The sequence below is a fragment of the Micromonospora carbonacea genome (assembly GCF_014205165.1).
Classification (GTDB): domain Bacteria; phylum Actinomycetota; class Actinomycetes; order Mycobacteriales; family Micromonosporaceae; genus Micromonospora; species Micromonospora carbonacea.
The window spans coordinates 3,741,481-3,756,093 of record NZ_JACHMZ010000001.1 but is presented as its reverse complement, the minus strand read 5'-3'; the positions used below and the strand labels follow the sequence as shown (position 1 = coordinate 3,756,093).

Genomic DNA, 14,613 nt, shown 5'->3' with positions numbered 1-14,613 from the left:
ACGACGGCCCCGGGCGGCCCCGCCCGCGCCCCGATTGACCTCAACCCTGGTTGAAGTCGTACGGTCGGCGGGTGGCCGTCGAGGGACGGCCCGTTGTCCCCTGTGGAGGATGCGTTGTCCGAGTCCCCGTACCAGTTGGCCGTCATCGTCGGGAGCGTCCGCGACGGCCGCTTCGGCCCCGTCGTGGCGAACTGGTTCTGCCGGCAGGCGAGGCAGCGCGCCGACCTCGTCGTCGACCTGATCGACCTCGCGCACGTCCCGGCGGCGCTCGGCGGCGCGCCCGGGGCCGTGGCCCCGGACGAGGCGTCCTTCGCGGAGCGGATCGCCGCGGCCGACGCCGTCGTGGTGGTGACGCCGGAGTACAACCACAGCTACCCCGGGCCGCTGAAGGCTGCGATCGACTCGGTGGGCGCCCCGTGGCACGCCAAGCCCGTCGGCTTCGTCTCGTACGGGGGGATCTCCGGCGGCCTGCGGGCGGTGGAGCCGCTGCGGGTGGTCTTCGCCGAGCTGCACGCCGTCACCATCCGCGAGACGGTCAGCTTCGCCGGGGCCCACGCCTGCTTCGACGCGGCCGGCGAGCCGGTCGACGCCGGCCAGGTCGACCGCGCCGCCAGCGCCATGCTCGACCAGTTGGGCTGGTGGGCCGAGGCGCTGCGCACGGCGCGGGCGGCCCGACCGTACGGGTCCTGACCCCGGTCGGTGGCGCGCCCCGTCCGGCGCGCCACCGACCGGCTGCCGTGGGTTCCCCCCGGCCGTGAGAAGGGAACCCTTCTCGACCGTATGCGTTAACAGGGGGCCCTTCCTTGCCCGCTCAGCGGTCGTGGGCGTCGGCGGGGGCCATCACCCGTAGCGCGTTGGCGGCCAGCCCGACCCGGATCGGGGTCTGGCCGCACAGCTCGCCGTCCACCTCGACCCGCGCCGGTCGGTCGGTCTCCAGCCACAGCTCGCCGACGGCGAGGAACGGCGTCTCGGCGAGGGTGCGCCGGGCCCCCGTGGCGGCGTTGCGGGCGGTGTCCCGCAGCAGGCCGCGCCGGGTCGGACCGCCGACCGGGTACGCCACCAGCAGCCGGTCGTCGGCGTCGGTGTCGGCGGTGATCGGCCGGCCGGCGTGGAAGCCGCCGTTGGCCACGTAGAGCTGGTGGGTGTGGAACTCGTGCGTCGCGTCCCCGGCCCGCACCGTCGCCCGCAGCGCCCGGTGCCGGGCCAGCAGCGCCAGGGCGGTCGCCGGGTACGCGAGCCGGCCGGTGACCCGCTTGAGCGCGGGCGGCGTCCGCAGCATGATGTCGGCCGACATGCCCACCCCGACGTGGTTGGCGAACGGCACGTCGCCGGCCAGCCCCAGGTCGACGTCGATCACCTTGCCGTCGGCGAGGACCGCCACCGCGGCGGCCAGGTCCAGCGGCAGGCCGAGGGTGCGGGCGAAGTTGTTGGTGGTGCCCAGCGGCAGCAGGCCCAGCGCCACGTCGCGGTGCGCGAGCAGCCGGGCGGCGGCGCTCTGCGTGCCGTCGCCGCCGCCCGCGACGAGCAGGTCGGGCCCGAGCGCCAGGGCGTCGGCGAGGCTGCGCTCCAGCTCGCCGGGGCGGTCGGCCGGATATTCCCCGAGCAGCTCGAAGCCCGCGCCGGTCAGCAGCGCCCGGGCGTGCTCGTAGAGGCGGCGACCCCGGCGGGAGCGGGCGTTGACCACCAGCGCCGCCCGCCGGTCGCGCCGGATGGCCGCGCCCAACTCCTGCTTCGTCCGCATGGCTGCCGACCCTATCTCCGCCGGCCGGAGTTCGCGGTGGCCAGGCCGCCGCGTGGCGCGGGAACGGCCGACAGCCGGTGAAGGATCGGCGAACAGTGCCGAGCGGGGCAGCGGGCGGGACGGTGAAGACGGTAGATACGTGAGGCATGACGAACACCATCGACCGTCGTACCCTCCTGCGGCTGGCCGGCGCATCCGCCGGGACGGCCGTGCTCGCCGGCGCCACCCTGGCCGGCGCGGCCCCCGCCGGCGCGGCCGGCGGCGCGTTCCGGCACGGGGTGGCCTCCGGCGACCCGCTGCCCGACGGGGTCCTGATCTGGACCCGGCTCACCCCCACCGACGAGGCGCAGCCGGGCTCCGGCGTCGGCCCGCAGGCGGAGGTGACCTGGCAGGTCGCCGCCGACCCCGACTTCGTGACCGTGACGGCCCAGGGCGCCCTGACCACCGGACCGGCCCGCGACCACACCGTCAAGGTGGCGGTCACCGGCCTCGCCCCGGCGACGACCTGGTGGTACAGGTTCGGGTACGCGGGGGCGTGGTCGGCGACCGGGCGCACCATGACCGCGCCGCCCGCCGACGCCGACATCGACCGGCTCCGCCTCGGCGTGGTCTCCTGCGCCAACTGGGAGGCGGGCTACTTCTCGGCGTACCGGAACCTGGCCGACCGGGGCGACCTCAACCTCGTCGTGCACCTCGGCGACTACCTCTACGAGTACGGCACCGGCGAGTTCGACGCCGGCGGGTCGGTGGTGCGGCCGGTGCTCCCGGCGCACGAGGTGCTGACGCTGGCCGACTACCGGATCCGGCACGCGCTCTACAAGACGGACCCGGACCTGCAGGCGCTGCATGCCTCGGTGCCCTGGGTGATCACCTGGGACGATCACGAGGTGGCCAACGACCAGTGGTCCGGCGGCGCGGAGAACCACACCCCGGCCACCGAGGGCGCCTTCGCCGACCGGGTGGCCGCCGCCCGGCAGGCGTACGCCGAGTGGATGCCGGTGCGCACCGGCGCGGACGGGGCGATCTACCGCCGCCTGCGGTTCGGGCGGCTCGCCGAGCTGTCCATGCTGGACCTGCGTAGCTACCGGTCGCAGCAGGCGTCGGGCTCCGCCGTCGACGACCCGGCCCGGACGATCACCGGCGACGCGCAGATGTCCTGGCTCAAGAGCGGCCTGGCCGCCTCCACCGCCCGGTGGAAGCTGGTCGGCAACCCGGTGATGATCGCCCGGGTCGACCTCGCCACGCTGCCCGCCTGGCTGCTGGGCCCGATCGGCCGGCTGCTGGGCGTCCCCGAGAACGGCGTGGTGCTCAACCCCGACCAGTGGGACGGCTACAACGCCGACCGCAACGAACTGGTCGACCACCTGCGCGCCACGGGCACCCGCGACGTCGTCTTCCTGACCGGCGACATCCACACCTCGTGGGCCAACGAGGTGACCACCCGGGCCACGGGCACGTCCGACCCGGCCGCCGCGGAGTTCGTGGTCCCCTCGGTGACCAGCGACAACGTCAACGACTTCCTCGGCCTGCGGGAGGGCAACGCGCTCAGTGTCCTCGGCGCGGACCTGCTCCGGGCGACCAACACGCACGTGCGCTGGACGGAGCTGGACGGCCACGGCTACGGCGTGCTGGAGGTGACCCGGCAGCGGTGCCGGATGGACTGGTACCACCTGGCGGACCGGACCCGGCCGGGCAGCGCCAGCCGGTGGGTGGCCGGCTGGTCGGTGGCGGCCGGGTCGTCGACGCTGCGCCGGGAGACCGCGCCGCAGGCGTGACCCGGCCCGGGGCGGGCGGGCGGCGGTCCGCCCGTCCCGCCCCGGCGCCGGTCACCGGGGCGGTCCGCCGGCCCCGGCGTCAGCGCCCGCGCAGGGCGCGGCGGAGGTTGCCGCCGAACACGTCGGCCGCCTCGGCGGCGGAGAGCCCGTCGAGCCCGACCGGCCGCAGGGCCTGGGCGAACGACACGTGGTCCAGGCTGGGGGAGAAGTCCGAGCCCCAGTAGAGCCGGCGCGCGCCGAAGCGGTCCAGCAGCAGGTCGACGAAGGGCCGGGCGGCGTCGTGCGGGTACGCCTCGGCCGGGTCGCTCACGGCGTACAGTCCGGAGACCTTGACCCCGACGTGCGGCAGGCGGGCCAGGTCGGTCAGCGGGGCGAGCCGGTCGGCGGCGGCCCGGGGAGCCGGCGCGGCGGGCTGCCGGCCGGGCAGGCCGAGGTGGCTGAACAGCACCGGGCACCCGTCGAGCGCGGCCAGTGCCCGCCCGAGCCGGCCGGTCGCCTCGGGGGTGGCGTTGAGGCTGACCACCGCACGCGCGTCGTTGAGCGGCCCGGCGACGCTGTGGGCCCAGCCGGCGAACGCGTCGGCCGCGTCCGGGTCCGGCAGGTACGCGGCGAGGCCCGCGAACCCGGCCGCGCGCAGGCGGTCCAGGCCGGGCCGGTCCGTGCCGGTGACCGGAACGTAGGCCAGCGGCGCGATCCAGTCGTGGGCGGCCGCGAGCACGGCGAGGTGCCGGTTGTTGCCGGCGAACTCCGGCGCGCCCTCGTAGCCGACCACGAGCGCCCGGCCGATGCCGTGTTCGTGGCGCAAAGTCCGGTAGACGGCGAGTTCGTCGCCCCCGGCCGGGGACCTTCCGTAGCGGCCCGGATACCCGTCGGCGAAGAGGTGCAGGTGTGCGTCGGCGCGTTCCATGGCCGGACCCTAACCGATTCCGAGCTGCCCATTGACGTGGGAGGACCCCTCGCTTAGGTTCTTGTCTCAATTAGGTCCGGATTATCGGACGCAGGCGAGGGGTGGTCCGCGTGGTGCAGGCGTACGAGGGTGTTGATGATCTGGTGCGGCTGCGACGGCAGCTTCACCAGCACCCTGAGCTGCGGTTCACCGAACAGCAGACGGCGGCGGTCCTCGCCGACCGCCTCGCCCCGATCGCCCGGGTTCGCTCCGGTGTCGCCGGCACCGGTCTCGTCGCCGAGATCGAAGGGCGTGCGCCGGGACCCTCGGTCTTGCTTCGGGCCGATATGGACGCCTATCCGGTCCAGGACGCCAAGGAGGTGCCCTGGGCGTCGGGCAACCCCGGGGTCTGCCACGCCTGCGGGCACGACGTGCACATGAGCGTCGTCGCCGGCGTCGCGGCCCGGCTCGCGGCCGACCCGCCCGAGCGGGGCACGGTGACCGTGCTGTTCCAGCCGGCCGAGGAGATCCCCTTCGGCGAGGACTCCGGCGCCGCCGCCGTGCTCGCCGACGACGCCCTGCGCGGCCGGCGCTTCGACGCCGTCCTCGGCCTGCACTGCTGGCCCGACCTGCCGGTCGGCGCGGTCGGCGTCGACCGGGAGACCGCCATGGCGGCCAAGGACGCCTTCCGGGTCGAGGTGCTCGGCCGCGCCGCGCACGCCGCCACCCCCGCCCTGGGCCGCGACGCCATCCTCGGCCTCGCCGGCATCGTCAACCTCCTGCACGCCGGGGTCGCCCGCTCCCGCAACCCGCACGAGCTGGTCGCCTTCAACATCGGCACGATCGCGGGTGGGGCCAGCCAGAGCCAGGTCGCCGAGCGGGCGGAGGCGACCGGCACCCTGCGCACCCACGACGAGGGCACCCGCGCGCGGCTCAAGGAGGTCGTCGAGCGCATCGCCCGGCAGCAGGCCGCCGCGCTCGACCTGGGCCTGCGGTTCACCTGGGCCAACGAGATGCCCCCGGTGCGCAACGCCGCGCCGCTGGTGGCCCTCGCGCACGCCGAGCTGCCCGCCGTGGTCGACGTCGTCGACCTGACCGAGCCGCCGCTGACCACCGACGACTTCGCCCTGCTGGGCGCGCTCGGCCCCAGCCTGTACGTCAAGCTCGGGGTGACCGGCGACCGCGGCGGCGCGCCGCTGCACTCCGGCGCCTTCGACGTCGACGAGCGGTGCATCGGGGCGGGCGTGGCCGCCCTGGACCGCCTCACCCGGGCCGTCCTCGCCGGCCGGCTCGCCGGGCCGGAGGCGGCCGACGGCCCCGCCCGGCCGGAGGCCGCCGACGCCCCCGGCGCGCGGGAGCTCCCCGGCGCGCGGCGCGCCACCGACGCCGACCCCGGCGGCCCGACCGTCGCCGCAGGCCCGGCCGCCGCCTCCGGGGCGGTCGGGGCATGAGCCGCCCGTCCGTGGCCGTGGTCGGCGCGGGGGCGTTCGGCGTGCGGCACCTGGCCGCGTACCGGTCGCTCGGGGTGGCCGTGTCCGCCCTGGTCGAGCCGGACGCCGCGACCCGGGCGCGGGTGGCCGCGGAGCACGACGTGCCGCGGACGTACGCCTCCGTGGCCGAGCTGCTGGCCGCCGCGGGGCCGGACGCCGCGTCGGTGTGCGTCCCCGGCCCGGCGCACCGCGCGGTCGCCGTGGACCTGCTCGCCGCCGGGGTGCCCGTGCTGGTGGAGAAGCCGCTCGCCGCCACCGCCGCCGACGCCGCCGCCATCGTGGCCGCCGCCGAGCGCGCCGGCGTGCTCTGCCAGCCGGGGCACATCCTGCGGCACAGCGCCCCGCACCGGGCCCTGCACGACGCGGTCCGCGCCGGCCGGATCGGCGACGTGCTCGCCGTGTCGTCGCGCCGGGACCGGCCCCGTACCCTCAGCCGGCTCTTTCCGCGCGAGCACCCCGCGCTGCTCACCGCCGTGCACGACATCGACCTCGCCCTCTGGTACGCCGGAGCGCCCGTGGTCGAGGTGCGCGCGGCGGCCCGGACCCGACCCGGATCGGCCACCCCGGTCCTGGTGTGGGCGGAGCTGCGGCACGCCAACGACGTCGTGTCGTCGATCCGCAACAGCTACCTGCTGCCCGAACACACCCCGAACCACACCTCGGACCTGGTCGAGGTGTACGGCACCGACGGGGTCGCGCACGTCGACCTCGGCCACCCCACGCTGCTCGTCCAGGGCGAGCCGACCGAGGCGCCGGACTGGCTCCTCTCCCCGGTCGACGGCGGCGGCGCGCTCGCCGCCGAGCTGCGGCACTTCCTCGGCCGGATCGACGGCACCGAGCCGACGGCGGTCGTCCCGCTCGCCGACGGCCTGCACGTCGTCCGGGTCGCCGAGGCCGTGGTCGACAGCGCCTCCGCCGGCGGGTCGGCCCGCCGCGTCCCTCAGAGCCCCCACTTGTGACAGGAGCTACCCGATGTTTCGACGGAGTTTGGCCGGCGCCCTCGCCGCCGGCATGGCGGCCGCCGCGCTGCTGACCGGATGCGGCGGTGGCGGTGACGACGCCACCGACGGCCCGGTCACCCTGAAGGTGCTGACCTGGGAGCCCGGCGGCACCGAGTACTGGAAGCAGGTCAAGACCAGCTTCGAGGCCGGCCACCCGAACATCAAGCTGGAGATGCAGTCCGTCCCCTTCGACAAGTACCCCGAGGTGCAGGGCCCGTACATCACCTCGCAGTCCGGGCCGGACGTGATGGCCAACAACGCCGGCCTGGAGCTGTTCGACCGGCGCGGCGCGTACGTGCCGCTGGGCGACAAGGCCGCCGAGATCACCAAGGACCTGGTCACCTACAGCGGCGCCTGCGAGGGCTTCGACACCAGCAAGACCTGCTACGGCGTGCCGTTCTCCTACCAGGGCAACGTCCTCTACTACAACAAGGCCGTCCTGACCGCCGCCGGCCTGGACCCGGAGAAGCCCCCGGCGACCTGGGACGAGTTCGGCGCGGCCTGCGACGCGGTGAAGAAGGCCGGCAAGACCTGCCTCGCGCTCGGGCTCTCCGGCACCTTCCCGGCGTACTGGGACTTCCCGGAGATCGCCCGCAACTATCTCACCGAGGACGACATCCGGGCGCTGCTCGCCGGCAAGCTGTCCTGGAAGGACCCGAAGCTCGTCGCGGTGCTCGAGAAGCTCGCCGAGATCACCACCAAGGGCTGGGCGAACAAGAACGCCCCGTCGATCACCATGCTCCCCGACGGCGCGGACATCTTCCAGCGCGGCGACGCCGCGTTCGCCGGCACCATCATCTCCGACGCGGTGAACTGGGAGGCGTTCGGCAAGGCCCTCGGCGACGACAAGCTCGGCGTCACCCGGTGGCCGGCGATCGACCCGGCGGCCCCGCTGGCCCAGAAGTTCTCCGGCATCGAGGGCGCCGTCTACGGCGTCACCCAGTGGAGCCAGAAGAAGCAGGCCGGCCTGGAGTTCATCACCTGGCTCGCCGGCAAGGAGAACGGCGAGCTGTGGGTCAAGTACGGCAAGGGCCAGCCGCTGAACAAGAACGTCGACAAGGCCCTGCTGCCCTCCTCGCCGGCCTTCCTGAAGATCCAGGAGCTGGTGGCCCAGCCGACCCTGCACGCCGGCGTGATGCTCTCCGGCCCCGAGGCCGACGCCCTGGCCCGCGGCTGGCAGCAGGTCACCCTCGGCCAGCTCACCGTCGACAAGTGGGCCGAGCAGATGCAGCAGGCGTTGGAGCGCAGCCCCACGAAGAAGCAGACCAAGTAGCCACCCCGGGCGGGGCGAGCCTCGTCGCCCCGCCCGGCCAGCCCCGGGGGAGGAACCCTGATGACGATCTCCACCGCGCCGGAGCCGGTGGCCGCCGACGCTCCGCCCGCGCCGCGCCGCCGCCGGGCCCACCGGCCGGGCCAGGCCCGGGAATGGTGGCTCGGCGCGGCGCTGGTGCTGCCCGCGCTCGTGCTGGTCGTGCTGTTCAAGCTGGTGCCCCTCGTCCGGGGCGTGCTCACCAGCTTCGAGGCGTCCAGCGGGTTCGGCGGCAGCGAGTTCGCCGGGGCCGACAACTACACCCGGATGCTCGACGACCCGATGGTGCGCACCAGCTTCCGCAACGCCCTGCTGGTGGTGGCCACCCTGCCGGTGTGGATCGTGATCCCGCTGGTGCTGGCGCTGCTCATCCACCAGCGCTCGCCGGGCTGGAAGTTCTTCCGCGCCGTCTACTTCGTGCCGTACACCATCGCGCCCATCGTCGTCGGCATCATGTTCCGGCAGATCCTCGCCCCCGACGGGCCGCTCAACGCCCTGCTGCGCGGCGTCGGCCTCCAGCCGCTGGCGATCGAGTGGCTCAACGGCCGGTACAGCGCGTTGTTCTCGCTGGTCGCGGTCGCCCTGTGGAGCTTCTTCGGCCTCGGCGTGATGACCTACCTCGCCGGCCTGGCCACCATCCCCGAGGAGACGCTGGAGGCGGCGTACCTCGACGGGGCGGGCTTCTGGCGGCGGCTGTTCTCGGTGGTCGTGCCGATGCTGCGACCGACCGTGGCGTACTGGAGCGTGCTCTGCGCCTCCGGCGTGCTGATCTGGCTGTTCCCGCTGATCTACGCGCTGACCCAGGGCGGGCCGGGCGACGCCACCATGCTCCCCGAGTACCTGGTCTTCCTGACCACCTTCCAGTTCCTCGACCGCGGCTACGGCTCGGCCATCGGCATCGCCCTGTTCGTCTTCGTCGCCGTGCTGTCGATCTTCAGCGTGCGGCACATGTTCACAGAGGGGACCCGCAAGCCGCGATGAACGCGCGCCACTCCGCCCGCATCGGGCGCTACCTGCTGACGTTCGCGTTGGTCGTCGTCGCCGTCGCGGCGATCTACCCGCTGCTGTTCACCGTGGTCAGCTCGGTGAAGACGCAGGCCGGCTTCGCCGACGACCCGCTGGGCCTGCCCGCCGGGATCACCCTGGACAACTACCTCGAGGCGTTCCGCCGGATGAACATGCCCCGGCTGCTGCTCAACTCGCTGATCACCACCGTCGGCGGGCTGGTGCTGTCGGTGCTCGCCGCGCTGCTGGTCGCGTACGCGGTGACGAAGCTGCGCTTCCGCGGCGGCAAGATCGTCTTCCTGCTGATCATCGTGTCCCTGACCATCCCCAGCCAGGCGATCATCTACCCGCTCTACCAGACCGTGCTCGACCTGGGCATGTCCGGCGAATACCAGGGCCTGATCCTGGCGTACGCGGCGTTCGGGCTGCCCCTGGGCACGTACCAGCTCGCCGGCTACTTCCAGCAGGTGCCCGACGAGCTGATCGAGGCGGCCCGGGTCGACGGCGCGGGGCACCTGACCATCCTGTTCCGGCTGCTCGCCCCCATCGCCACCCCGGCCCTGGCGGCGCTGGCCATCTTCAACTTCGTCTGGATGTGGAACGACCTGCTGCTGCCCCTGGTCATCATGGGCGGCTCGGACAGCAAGACGCTGATGGTCGGCGTCTCCCTGCTCAGCGGCCAGTACGACGTGTCGGTGCCGCTGGTCAGCGCCGGCCTGATCGTCGCGCTGCTGCCGGTGCTGATCATCTACCTGGTCTTCCAGCGGCAGCTCGTCTCCGGCGCGCTGGCCGGCTCCGGCAAGTGACCGCCCCGGCGGGCGCCGGCCCCGACCGTCCGCCGGCCGGGGACACGGGCCCGGCCCGGCGCGCGACGGGAGACGCCGGCCCGGCCCGGCGCGCGACGGGCGCGGCGGCCGGGCCGGGGGAGCAGGTGTGCCACCTGTACCGGCTGCGCCCCGGCGCCGAGGCCGAGTACGAGCGCCGGCACGCCGAGGTGTGGCCGGAGCTGTCCGCGCTGCTCGACGAGGCGGGGATCTACGAGTACGCCATCTACCGGCGCGACCTGCTGCTGATCTGCGTGCTGCGCACCCGCGCGGGATTCGCCCACGCCGGCGCGGTCACCGCCGCCTCGCCGGTGCAGGCCCGGTGGACGGCGTCGCTCGCCCACCTCTTCGCCGAGATCGCCGACGCCGACGGCGAGCCGCTGTGGGCGCACCGGGTGTTCCACCACCCCGGCCACCCACCGCCCGCCTAGCGGGTCGGCGCACGCCGCCCCCACCGCACCCCGCGCCGCGCCGCCCCCACCTGCGCCTGCGGTGAGAAGGGCTCCCTTCTCTACCGCAGGCGTTAACAGGGGGCCCTTCCTTACACCGCGTACGCGACGGAGCCGTCGGCGCGCAGCGGGATGCGGGTCAGCGGCCGGCCGGTGAGGTCCAGCGGCGTCGGGTCGGACAGGTCGAGGGTGACGCCCAGCCCGGGGTCCTGCGGCACCGGCAGGAAACCGCCCTCGCGGCGCACGCAGGCGCGGGCGGGGCCGTCGGCGAGCGCGTCGTCCAGCGGCGAGTACTCCTGGGTGACGAAGTTCGGGATGACCGTGTCCAGGTGCACGGAGGCCATGGTGAGCAGCGGGCCGAGGCAGTTGTGGGTGACCACGGCCGCGTGGTGCGCCTCGGCCAGCGCGGCGATCTTGCGGGCGTGGCTGAGGCCGCCGGCGAGCCCGACGTCGGGCCGGACGTACTGCGCGCCGCCCTGGGCGAGCAGCTCCTTGAACTCCCAGATGGTGTGCAGCCGCTCCCCGTTGGCCATCGGCACGCCCGGGGCCCGTCGGAGCACCCCGGCCTGGCTGCTCACGCTGTCGATCTGGATCGCGTCCTCCACCATCAGCGGGTGGTGCCGGGCCAGCGCCGGCACGACCGCCTCGGCCTGCAACGGGGTGAGCTTGCGGTGCAGCTCGATCAGCAGGTCGACGTCCGCGCCGACGGTGTCGCGCACCGCCGCCGTGGTGGCCTCGGTCTCGGCCACCAGGCGGGCCTGGGACAGGTCGCCGTAGTTCGCCGGCAGCGGGTCGAACTTCACGGCGGTGAAGCCGTCGGCGACGGCGGCGGCGGCCTCGGCGGCGAGGGCCGGTGCGCCGGTGCCGCCCAGCAGCAGGTGCAGCCGGATCCGATCGCGCACCCGCCCGCCGAGCAGCTGCCACACGGGCACGCCGAGCCGCTTGCCGAGCAGGTCCCACAGGGCCAGGTCGACGGCGGAGACGGCGGCGGTGAGCACCGAGCCGCGGAACGGGCCCATCCGGTACAGGTGGTGCCAGTGGTGCTCGATCCGGCCGGCGTCCGCCCCGATCAGGTAGGGCCGGAACGCCTCCACCACGGCGTGCACCGCCGTCGGGTAGCCCCAGCAGGCGGACTGGCCGACCCCGGTCAGCCCGTCCGCCGTGTGCACCTGGACGAAGTGCGCGTCGCCGCGCACCGCCGACTCGACCTCGACGATCTCCATGCCCGCTCCCAAATTAGAGACCAATAACGGCCACAAACTTGCTTCAGCACTCTTCCATAGCCCTGGACTGCTGGTCTAGGCTCCTCAACCAACGAGTCGGAATAAGGCTCAATTATCTCTGGGGGATGTGATGGGGCTGCCGGACGACTATCGGCTCATGGCCCGGATCCGCCGGTTCGAGGAGCGGCTGACCGCCCTCAAGGACGCCGGCGAGATCCCGGGATCGATCCACCTGTGCAACGGCCAGGAGGCCGTCCCGGTCGGCGCCTGCCGGGCGCTGCGCGACGGCGACCACGTCACCGCGACCTACCGGGGGCACGGCTGGGCGATCGCCCGGGGCGTCGACCTCACCGGCCTGTTCGCCGAGATGATGGGCCGCGACTCGGCGCTGTGCGGCGGGCGCGCCGCCTCGCCGTACCTGTCGGACCCGGGTCGCTGGTTCGTCGGCGAGAACTCCATCGTGGGCGCCGGGGTGCCGATCGCGACGGGCGCGGCGCTCACCGCCCAGCGCACCGCCAGCGGCGCGGTGTCGGTGGTCAGCATCGGCGACGGCGCGATGAACCAGGGCAACGTGCACGAGGCGCTCAACCTCGCCGCCGTGCTCGACCTGCCCCTGGTGCTGGTGGTGGAGAACAACGTCTACTCCGAGATGTCGCGCATCTCCGACATGGTGCGGGTGAAGCAGCTCGCCGAGCGGGCCGCGGGCTACGGCCTGCCCGGCCGGGTGGTCGACGGCAACGACCCCGACGCCGTGTACGACGCGGTCGCCGAGGCCGTGGACCGGGCCCGCGAGGGCTCCGGCCCGTCCATCGTGGAGGCCATGACCGAGCGCCTGGTCGGCCACTACAGCGGCGACGCGCAGCACTACCGCCCGGCCGGCGAGATCGCCGCCGCCCGGCTACGCGAGCCGCTGGCCCGCATCCGCGCCGCCGCCGACGCGGACCTCACCGCCCGGCTCGACGCGATCGACGCCGAGGTCGACGCCGAGATCGAGGCCGCCGTCACCGCCGCCCGCGCCGTCCCCCACCCGGACCCGGCGACCGCGAGGGAGCACGTCTATGTCTGAGTCGCTGCGCTACATCCAGGCCGTCAACGCGGCCCTCACCTGGGCCCTGGACAGCCGGACCGACACCGTCTACTTCGGCGAGGACGTGGCCCTGCCCGGCGGGCCGTTCGGCGCCACGAAGGGACTGCACAAGAGGTTCGGCTCCGACCGGATCTTCGACACCCCGATCTCCGAGACCGGCTTCCTCGGCATGGCCCTCGGCGCGGCCATGACCGGGCTGCGGCCGATCGCCGAGATCATGTACGCCGACTTCTCGTTCGTGGCGATGGACCAGATCGTCAACCAGATCGCCACCATCCGCTACTCCAGCGCCGGGCGGTGGAAGGCCCCGCTGGTGATCCGGATGCAGCAGGGCTACTCGCCCGGGGCGTGTGCCCAGCACTCGCACTCCCCGGAGGCGTACTTCGCGCACACCCCCGGCCTGCGGGTCGCGCTGCCGGCCACCCCCGACGACGCGTACCAGATGCTGCGCACCGCAGTCGTCAGCGACGACCCGGTGGTCGTCGCCGAGGCCCGGATGCTCTACCCGACCCGGGGCCCGGTGCGCACCGACGCCCCGGTGGAGCCGGTCGGCGGGGCCCGGGTCGTCCGGTCCGGCGCCGACGTCACCGTCGTCGCCTGGTCCCGCATGGTGTCGGCGGCCCTCGACGCCGCCACCACCCTGGCCGGGGAGGGCATCGACGTCGAGGTGGTCGACCTGCGCTGGCTCAACCCCCTCGACTTCGACACGGTCGCCGCGTCGGTGGCGCGCACCGGCCGGTTGGTCGTGGCGCACGAGGCCAACCTCACCGGCGGGTTCGGCGCGGAGATCGCCGCCCGGGCCGCCGCCGAGTGCTTCGCCGACCTGCGCGCGCCGATCGCCCGGGTGGCCGCCCCGGACGTGCCGATGCCCGCCGCGCCGGCCCTGCAGGCCGTCGTGGTGCCCGAGGCCGCGACCGTGGCCGACGCGGTGCGCCGGACGGTCCGGCCGTGAGCGACGCCCCGGCCGGCGCGCCGGTGGGCGGCGACCGCCCACCGGCCGACGGCGGCGACCGCGCCGGTCTGCTGGCCGACGGCGGCGACCGCGCCGGTCTGCTGGCGGGCCGGCGGGTGGTCGTCGTCGGCGGCGCGTCCGGCATCGGCCTGGCCACCGTGGCCGCCGCCGCCGACGCCGGCGCGGCCGTCGCCGTGCTCGACGCCGACGCCGCCGGCGCGGCCCGCGCCGCCGCGCAGGCCCGCGCCGCCGGGGCGACGGCCTGCTCCCGGGGCGCGGACGTCACCGTGGAGGAGGAGGTCGCCGGGGCGCTCGACGCCGTGGCCGCCGAGCTGGGCGGGGTCGACGCCGTGCTGCACGTCGCCGGGGTGATGCGCGGCCAGGGCCTCGACGTGCGCGACGTGCCCGTCGAGCTGTGGGCGCGGGTCATCGCCGTCAACCTCACCGGCCCGTTCCTGGTCGCCAAGCACGCCGCCCGGCACCTGAGCGCCCGCGACGGGGTGCTCGTGCTGGTCGGGTCGAAGGCGGGCGTGCAGACCGGCTCCGGCTCGGTACCCTACGGCGCGAGTAAGGGAGGGTTGCACGGACTGGCGCTCACGCTGGCCCGTCAGCTCGGTCCACAGGGGATCCGTGTGCACGCGCTCTGCCCGGGGGACATCGACACGCCGCTGATGCGGCGGTCGCTGGACGAGGCGCGGGCCAACGGCACCGACGGCGGGCGGATCGCCGCGGTCGAGGCCGCGCTGGGTCGCCCCGAGGACGTCGCCTCGGTGCTGGTCCTGCTGGCGTCGCCGGTCAGCGCCGGCCTCGCCGGCACGGTCTGCACCGGCTGAGCACCCCGCCCACCTGGCCAGCGGCGCACGACATGGAG

At 74.8% G+C, this 14,613-nt stretch carries 14 protein-coding genes; 11 read left to right on the top strand and 3 right to left on the bottom strand.

What is annotated here, in order from left to right; genetic code table 11:
- Positions 1–114: 114 nt before the first annotated feature.
- A complete protein-coding gene (locus HDA31_RS16075) occupies positions 115–690 on the top strand; it encodes an NADPH-dependent FMN reductase (protein ID WP_074479109.1) in 576 nt (191 codons plus the stop codon).
- Between the two features lie 121 nt (positions 691–811).
- On the opposite strand, the gene HDA31_RS16070 is transcribed toward HDA31_RS16075, so the two are convergent.
- Complete coding sequence (locus HDA31_RS16070) at positions 812–1,741, bottom strand: diacylglycerol/lipid kinase family protein (protein WP_178064580.1); 930 nt, start codon at positions 1,739–1,741, stop codon at positions 812–814.
- 146 nt (positions 1,742–1,887) lie between these two features.
- Between HDA31_RS16070 and HDA31_RS16065 the strand changes: the two genes are divergently transcribed.
- On the top strand, positions 1,888–3,516 hold the full coding sequence (locus tag HDA31_RS16065; protein WP_178064581.1) for an alkaline phosphatase D family protein: 1,629 nt from the start codon (positions 1,888–1,890) through the stop codon (positions 3,514–3,516).
- 79 nt (positions 3,517–3,595) lie between these two features.
- On the opposite strand, the gene HDA31_RS16060 is transcribed toward HDA31_RS16065, so the two are convergent.
- Entirely contained in the window at positions 3,596–4,423 is an 828-nt protein-coding gene (locus tag HDA31_RS16060) for an amidohydrolase family protein (protein ID WP_178064582.1), read from the bottom strand.
- Positions 4,424–4,533: 110 nt separating this feature from the next.
- Between HDA31_RS16060 and HDA31_RS16055 the strand changes: the two genes are divergently transcribed.
- The 6 genes from HDA31_RS16055 to HDA31_RS16030 are packed head-to-tail and all read left to right on the top strand — an operon-like array spanning position 4,534 to position 10,462.
- Positions 4,534–5,853: a M20 metallopeptidase family protein gene (locus tag HDA31_RS16055; RefSeq protein WP_178064583.1), complete on the top strand. Its 1,320-nt coding sequence runs from the start codon at positions 4,534–4,536 to the stop codon at positions 5,851–5,853.
- The gene (locus HDA31_RS16050; RefSeq protein ID WP_074479114.1) at positions 5,850–6,851 is read left to right on the top strand and encodes a Gfo/Idh/MocA family protein; all 1,002 of its coding nucleotides are present in this window, start codon (positions 5,850–5,852) and stop codon (positions 6,849–6,851) included. The genes HDA31_RS16055 and HDA31_RS16050 overlap by 4 nt, the downstream gene beginning before the upstream one ends.
- A gap of 13 nt (positions 6,852–6,864) precedes the next feature.
- Positions 6,865–8,166 (top strand): ABC transporter substrate-binding protein, encoded by a 1,302-nt coding sequence (locus HDA31_RS16045; protein WP_246384598.1) that lies wholly within the window; start codon positions 6,865–6,867, stop codon positions 8,164–8,166.
- Between the two features lie 60 nt (positions 8,167–8,226).
- On the top strand, positions 8,227–9,183 hold the full coding sequence (locus HDA31_RS16040; RefSeq protein WP_074479115.1) for a carbohydrate ABC transporter permease: 957 nt from the start codon (positions 8,227–8,229) through the stop codon (positions 9,181–9,183).
- The gene (locus HDA31_RS16035) at positions 9,180–10,013 is read left to right on the top strand and encodes a carbohydrate ABC transporter permease (protein ID WP_178064584.1); all 834 of its coding nucleotides are present in this window, start codon (positions 9,180–9,182) and stop codon (positions 10,011–10,013) included. Before HDA31_RS16040 ends, HDA31_RS16035 begins: the two co-directional genes overlap by 4 nt.
- Positions 10,010–10,462, top strand: coding sequence for an L-rhamnose mutarotase (locus tag HDA31_RS16030; protein WP_178064585.1), 453 nt, complete (start codon positions 10,010–10,012; stop codon positions 10,460–10,462). Before HDA31_RS16035 ends, HDA31_RS16030 begins: the two co-directional genes overlap by 4 nt.
- Before the next feature lie 110 nt (positions 10,463–10,572).
- Here HDA31_RS16030 and HDA31_RS16025 read toward each other — a convergent pair whose 3' ends face one another.
- The gene (locus HDA31_RS16025; RefSeq protein WP_178064586.1) at positions 10,573–11,703 is read right to left on the bottom strand and encodes a mandelate racemase/muconate lactonizing enzyme family protein; all 1,131 of its coding nucleotides are present in this window, start codon (positions 11,701–11,703) and stop codon (positions 10,573–10,575) included.
- 130 nt (positions 11,704–11,833) lie between these two features.
- Between HDA31_RS16025 and HDA31_RS16020 the strand changes: the two genes are divergently transcribed.
- The 3 genes from HDA31_RS16020 to HDA31_RS16010 are packed head-to-tail and all read left to right on the top strand — an operon-like array spanning position 11,834 to position 14,575.
- Entirely contained in the window at positions 11,834–12,769 is a 936-nt protein-coding gene (locus tag HDA31_RS16020) for a thiamine pyrophosphate-dependent dehydrogenase E1 component subunit alpha (protein ID WP_178064587.1), read from the top strand.
- Entirely contained in the window at positions 12,762–13,742 is a 981-nt protein-coding gene (locus HDA31_RS16015; RefSeq protein WP_178064588.1) for an alpha-ketoacid dehydrogenase subunit beta, read from the top strand. The genes HDA31_RS16020 and HDA31_RS16015 overlap by 8 nt, the downstream gene beginning before the upstream one ends.
- Positions 13,739–14,575, top strand: a complete 837-nt coding sequence (locus HDA31_RS16010) for an SDR family NAD(P)-dependent oxidoreductase (RefSeq protein WP_178064589.1) — start codon at positions 13,739–13,741, stop codon at positions 14,573–14,575. Before HDA31_RS16015 ends, HDA31_RS16010 begins: the two co-directional genes overlap by 4 nt.
- Positions 14,576–14,613: the final 38 nt, after the last annotated feature.